This window comes from Synechococcus sp. R55.7 (assembly GCF_047461955.1).
Classification (GTDB): Bacteria; Cyanobacteriota; Cyanobacteriia; order Thermostichales; family Thermostichaceae; genus Thermostichus.
Genome location: NZ_JANSIC010000140.1, coordinates 1,292 through 6,668 on the forward strand (window position 1 = coordinate 1,292; position 5,377 = coordinate 6,668).

Sequence of the window (5,377 nt, forward strand, 5' to 3'; positions counted from 1 at the left end):
TGACGGCTGACTTTTGGCAGGAGACCTTTGCCCTCACCCGCCGCTTGTTTATCCAACTGCAGCGTCGCCCCACAACCTTGCTGGCCGGCATTATCCAGCCGTTGCTCTGGCTAATTTTGTTTGGGGCTTTGTTTCAGAATGCTCCTGCCGGCATTTTCGGGGCCGGACAAAACTACACCCAGTTTTTGGGGGCGGGAGTCATTGTGTTTACGGCTTTTGGTGGAGCCTTGAATGCCGGAGTGCCGGTGATTTTCGACCGAGAATTTGGCTTTTTGAACCGGCTGTTGGTGGCTCCCCTCACCTCTCGTTTTTCCATTGTTCTTGCTTCTAGCCTGTTTATCGTCAGCTTGGCGCTGCTGCAGACGGCGGTGATTGTGGGGGCAGATTACGCCCTTGGGGCCGGGATCCCCGACGGGCCAGGCTTGGCGGTGGTGGCCTTGATCGTGGGCCTGTTGGTCTTGGGCTTCACGGCCCTGAGCTTGGGCTTGGCCTTTGCCATGCCGGGGCACCAGCAATTGCTGGCTTTCATCTTTTTGGTCAACTTGCCCCTGATCTTTTCCAGCACGGCCTTGGCTCCCCTGAGCTTTATGCCCACCTGGCTGCGTTGGGTGGCCAGCCTCAACCCCCTCACTTTTGCCATCGAGCCCATTCGCCATGTTTACCGCAGCAGCCATTGGAGCTGGGCCGATGTGGTGCTGCAGGCTCCCTGGGGCGATCTCACCCTGGCGGGATCCCTGGGCCTCTTGACGGGGTTTGTCGTAGTGTCGGTTCTGCTGGTGCAGGGGGTGTTGCGCAAAAGCTTGGCCTGAGCCTCTCTGCCCAGGCTGTGCCCCTCAAAGCCACTGGCGGGAAACGGACTTCTCCATAGCTGCCTGTGCCCGCTGCACCAGAGCCAGGGGGCTGTCCTGGGCTGGGGAAACGCTGAGAGAAGGAGTAAGGCTGCGAGCCTGCAGAGCCATGTGGAGCTGCAGTTCGGTTACGTACTCCCGCAGGCCAAAGTTAGACCCAGAAGAAGAAGGAGCCGCTGAAGAGGGGTGAGACACAGACATCACGGCAAAGAGTCCTTCGCGAAATGGCCACTGTTGCTCTGCTAAGGTATCACGCCCACCCCTTTTCCGAAGCTTCCAAAATGTTAGCTTTGATTAAGATTTGCAACCGTTTGGCCATGGTGGTGCTCAAGGATTGGCAGCGCTCCAAGTTGGATCCCAGCGACGATGCCCTCTTTTACAGCTATCCTCGCTTCGTGACTCATGTGGATTCTGGCTTCATCGGCCAGCTCACCGATCTATACCGCGAGCATTTGCGGCCCCAGACCCGCATTCTCGATCTGATGAGCAGTTGGGTCTCCCATTTGCCACCTGAGATGGAGTTTGCCCATGTGGAGGGGCATGGGATGAACCCGGAGGAACTGGCGGCCAACCCCCGGCTGGATCACTTCTTCATCCAAAACTTGAACCAAAACCCAAGTCTGCCCTTCCCTGATCAATCCTTCGACGCGGTGCTAAACACGGTCTCGGTGCAATATCTGCAGCAGCCGGAGCAGGTGTTTGCCGAGGTGTATCGCATCCTAAAGCCCCAGGGCCTCTTCATCGTCAGCTTCTCCAATCGCATGTTTTTCCAGAAGGCGATCCAGGCTTGGCGGGACAACTCTGAGGCGGGGCGAGTGGAGTTGGTCAGGCGCTATTTTGAGTCGGTGCCAGGGTTTGCGGTGGTGAAGGTGATCCAGCGGCCTGCCCCTATGGGTTGGCTGGGCTTTTGGGCAGGCGGAGGCGGGGATCCCTTCTATGCCCTAATTGGACAGCGGACGGCGGGGTAGAATTCTCCAGCTTGCCTGTGGGATCCTTGGAAATATCCAACAAGACTCCAGCATCCACCAGATCTTGCAGCTGTGTTATCCTCGCTACCCTCAGAGGTCTGTCTTGTTCTCCGGTCTTTCTGACAGTTCTTCCCCACAAAACGGCAATCCTTCCCCCCTACCCATCTCGGCAATTGGGGAGGCAGGGCTGCTGCAGATCGTGCAGCGCTACTGTCCGGCCCAGGTGGTGGGAGACGATGCGGCGGTGTTAGCTGCTCCGGAGGGGCAGTTGGTGGTGACAACCGATGTGTTGGTGGAGGGAGTTCACTTCAGCGATCTGACGACCCCGGCCCATGCGGTGGGCTGGCGCGCGGTGGCCGCCAATCTATCGGATCTGGCCGCGATGGGATCCCGTCCGCAGGCGTTGGTGGTGGGTTTGGGCTTGCCGGGCTCCACACCGGTTGCTTGGGTGGAGGAGCTTTATCAAGGGATGCGGGACTGTTGCGCCCGCTGGGAATGCCAACTGGTGGGAGGGGATCTGTGTCGGTCGCCGCATCGATTTGTGGCAATCACGGCCCTGGGATCGGTGCAGCCGGGGCGGGCCATTCAGCGCAGACGGGCTCAACCCGGCGATTGGCTGGTGGTGACAGGGCCGCACGGAGATGCGCGGGCAGGCTTGGAACTGCTTCTCCATCCTGAACAGGGATCCTCAGCTACGGCGGCCGAGCGCGAGCAGTTGATCAGGGCTCACCAATACCCACGCCCGCGCCTGGATCTGTTGCCCCTCTTAGAAGGGATCCCGGATCCCTTGCGCATTGCCGGTATGGATACCAGCGACGGTTTGGCAGATGCCCTGGTGCAGGTGTGTCAGGCCAGTGGGGTGGAGGCAAGGATTGCCGTGGAGCGGATCCCGATTTCAAAAGCTTTGCGGCAGGCTTTTCCGGCCCAAGCCTGGGAGTGGGCGCTTTATGGGGGCGAAGATTTTGAGCTGCTCCTCAGTGCCGAGGTGTCGGTGGCCAAGCATCTGTTGGAAAGATTGCCGGGGGCCGTTTGGATTGGAGAAGTGACAGGCTGGGATCCGCAGGGAACCGTCTGGCTGAAGGACGGGCAAGCCCTCAGTCGTCAGCAAGCCTTCCAGCATTTCTAAGAGGCGTTGTGCTGCAGGATGGTCACCCAAACTGCCAACAGTTGAAAACAAATCGACTTGTGGGAGAAAACAAGCCCTAGGAAGGATTCGATAACCTAGAAGTGGAGAGAAGCTGAGACAAGGAAGCAAATTGACTTGGAATAGCTTCAGGCAACTGCTCAGAACTCGGCAGAACTTGGAGAAGCATTGGAGACTCTACTCATGAAAGCTATCTTAACAGCAGCCATTCTTGGCCTGGCCGGGATCCCTTCGTTGGCCCCCTTGCCCAGTTCGGCTCAGCCGCTTTTTGAATTGGGTGCCTACCGCCTTGAGCAGGGGACGATTATCCCGGTCGGCAGCCTGAGTAGCGAAGGGCCGCAATACTTTTATCCCGACACCGTCTATCCCCTGGAAGTGGCCGTTACTCAGAACATTTTTGACAGCCAGGGGCGCTTGGTGATCCCGGCGGGTAGCCGCATTTTTGGACAGATGGAACCTGCACCGGGCGGATCCCGCTTTGTCGGCACTTCCATTGTTCTCGGCGGTCGTACCTACAGCCTGCGGGCTTCCTCCAACATCCTCCACGACGAAAAGGATCCCCGTCAGTATTCGGCTGAGGCCATCGCTCAGGATGCAGCCATTGGGGCAGCCGCGGGAGCCATTTTGGGGGCCATCACGGGCAGAGTATCAGTGGGCAATGTCTTAGGAGGCGCCGTGACCGGAGTGGTGGTGGGCAATGTTACCGCTCCCCAGGTGGTGGTGCTGCGCCCCGGCCAATCTTTCAATCTAACTTTGGAAGCTCCGCTGACTTTGTGAGGTGCCGTTTGGAGATTCCTCTGGGAGTGTTGAGGGTCGGCAACTTGTGATTCACTGGGGATCAGACTGCGGATCCCTGTTTTCATGGCTACTGAATCTAAGCCCACTTCCCCCCTCTCCTCCACCGAGCACAGGTTTACGGCTGGAGAGGAGAGCTTTACCTACAGAGCGCTGGCCGGTTGGCAGACCCTTTTCCAGCGGGAAAAGCCGGTGGCCGAGATCTTTCACGTCGCCTATCTAAAGCAAGACTCCGCCTCTCAGCACCGCCCTCTCACTTTTGTGTTCAACGGTGGGCCTGGGGCAGCTTCTGCCTACCTGCACATGGGAGCGCTGGGGCCCAAACGGATTTGCTTCGGGCCCAACGGCAGTTTGCCCCCCTCCCCGGTGCGGCTGGTGGACAATGCCGAAAGTTGGCTGCCCTTTTCCGACCTGGTCTTTGTCGATCCGGTGGGGACGGGGTTCAGCCGCGCCCTGCCCAAGGATTCTCAAGACCCCAAAGATTCCCGGGAGAAATCCGATCCGGCATCCAAGCCCCCTCAGCCGGATGCTAAGGCGGAGGAGCCTCCTAAGGAATCGCCCTTCTGGGATGTGGAGCGGGATTTGCAATCCTTGGGAGAATTCATTCAGGGCTTTCTTTCCCGATACAAACGCTGGCTCTCCCCCATTTTCATTGCCGGCGAGAGTTACGGTGGGTTTCGGGTGGCGCGGCTGGCCAAGGAGCTGCAATCCAAGTTTGGCGTGGGCCTGTCGGGGGCCATTCTCATCTCGCCTGCGATTGAGTTTGGGTTGCTGGAGACCAACGATTACAACCTCAGCACCTGGGCAGCCCTTTTCCCTTCCTATGTGGCCACAGCAGCCCATCATGGACGGTGTGGCTGGGGGGAGGATTTGCAGATCCTGCTGCCCAAAGCAGAACACTTTGCCCGACAACGTCTGCTGCCCCTCTTGGCCATGGGGGAGGCAATGCCAGAGGCAGAACGGCAAGCGGTGTATCAGGAAATGGCAGCAGGGATCGGCCTATCTCCAGAATATGTAGCCCACAAAGGCGGGCGGATCGATATCGCCAGTTTTGCCCGCGAGCTGTTGCGGTCGCAGCGACTGGTGCTGGGGCTCTACGATGCTTCTGTAACCACGGTGGATCCCTTTCCGGATCGGCCTACCTTCGAGGGATCCGATCCCACCTTGGATGGGATCGATCGCCTGTTCACGGCAGCCATCAACAGCCACTTGCGAGAGACCTTGCAGGTGGAAACGGAGTTGACCTATCACCTACTGAACCTGGAGGTGTTCAAGTCCTGGCGGTTCACCCCAAAAGGAGAGTTTAAGCAAGGATTCATCGGGGCAATGGACGAGCTGCGCAGCAGCATGGCCCTCAACCCCCACATGCGGGTGAGCATTCATCATGGCTTTTACGACCTGGTCACGCCCTACTTTGCCTCGAATCACCTGGTGGATTTGATGAAGTTGGATCCGCGGTTGAAGGCCAACCTCACCCTACGTCATTATCGCGGCGGACACATGTTCTACACCTGGGATCCCTCGCGATTGGAGTGGTTTACAGAAATGCGTGAGTTTTACTCGAAAACAGCTTCCAGCTCAGCTTACTAGCGCAGGAGCCCCGCACTGTACCCGTAGGGTCA

6 protein-coding genes are annotated in these 5,377 nt (G+C 58.5%); 5 read left to right on the plus strand and 1 reads right to left on the minus strand.

Translation table 11 applies throughout. The features are described from left to right. A partial coding sequence (locus NW820_RS08470; RefSeq protein ID WP_414407237.1) for an ABC transporter permease occupies window positions 1-809 on the plus strand: 809 nt, incomplete at its 5' end. Window positions 810-833: 24 nt separating this feature from the next. On the opposite strand, the gene NW820_RS08475 is transcribed toward NW820_RS08470, so the two are convergent. Next, window positions 834-1,049, minus strand: coding sequence for a hypothetical protein (locus NW820_RS08475; protein ID WP_011433464.1), 216 nt, complete (start codon window positions 1,047-1,049; stop codon window positions 834-836). 116 nt (window positions 1,050-1,165) lie between these two features. Between NW820_RS08475 and NW820_RS08480 the strand changes: the two genes are divergently transcribed. From NW820_RS08480 to NW820_RS08495, 4 genes are all read left to right on the plus strand, one after another. Continuing rightward, on the plus strand, window positions 1,166-1,816 hold the full coding sequence (locus NW820_RS08480) for a class I SAM-dependent methyltransferase (RefSeq protein WP_011433463.1): 651 nt from the start codon (window positions 1,166-1,168) through the stop codon (window positions 1,814-1,816). A gap of 103 nt (window positions 1,817-1,919) precedes the next feature. Next, entirely contained in the window at window positions 1,920-2,942 is a 1,023-nt protein-coding gene (gene thiL, locus NW820_RS08485; protein ID WP_414407238.1) for a thiamine-phosphate kinase, read from the plus strand. A 201-nt stretch (window positions 2,943-3,143) separates the two neighbouring features. After that, entirely contained in the window at window positions 3,144-3,737 is a 594-nt protein-coding gene (locus NW820_RS08490) for a hypothetical protein (protein WP_414407239.1), read from the plus strand. Between the two features lie 84 nt (window positions 3,738-3,821). After that, a complete protein-coding gene (locus NW820_RS08495) occupies window positions 3,822-5,345 on the plus strand; it encodes a S10 family peptidase (RefSeq protein ID WP_414407240.1) in 1,524 nt (507 codons plus the stop codon). Window positions 5,346-5,377 lie beyond the last annotated feature (32 nt).

What these genes read in the sequence shown, in the direction of transcription:
- NW820_RS08475 (WP_011433464.1), bottom strand. Translation starts at nt 1,049, where the DNA reads ATGTCTGTGTCTCACCCCTCTTCAGCGGCTCCTTCTTCTTCTGGGTCT.
- NW820_RS08480 (WP_011433463.1), top strand. Translation starts at nt 1,166, where the DNA reads ATGGTGGTGCTCAAGGATTGGCAGCGCTCCAAGTTGGATCCCAGCGAC.
- NW820_RS08490 (WP_414407239.1), top strand. Translation starts at nt 3,144, where the DNA reads ATGAAAGCTATCTTAACAGCAGCCATTCTTGGCCTGGCCGGGATCCCT.
- NW820_RS08495 (WP_414407240.1), top strand. Translation starts at nt 3,822, where the DNA reads ATGGCTACTGAATCTAAGCCCACTTCCCCCCTCTCCTCCACCGAGCAC.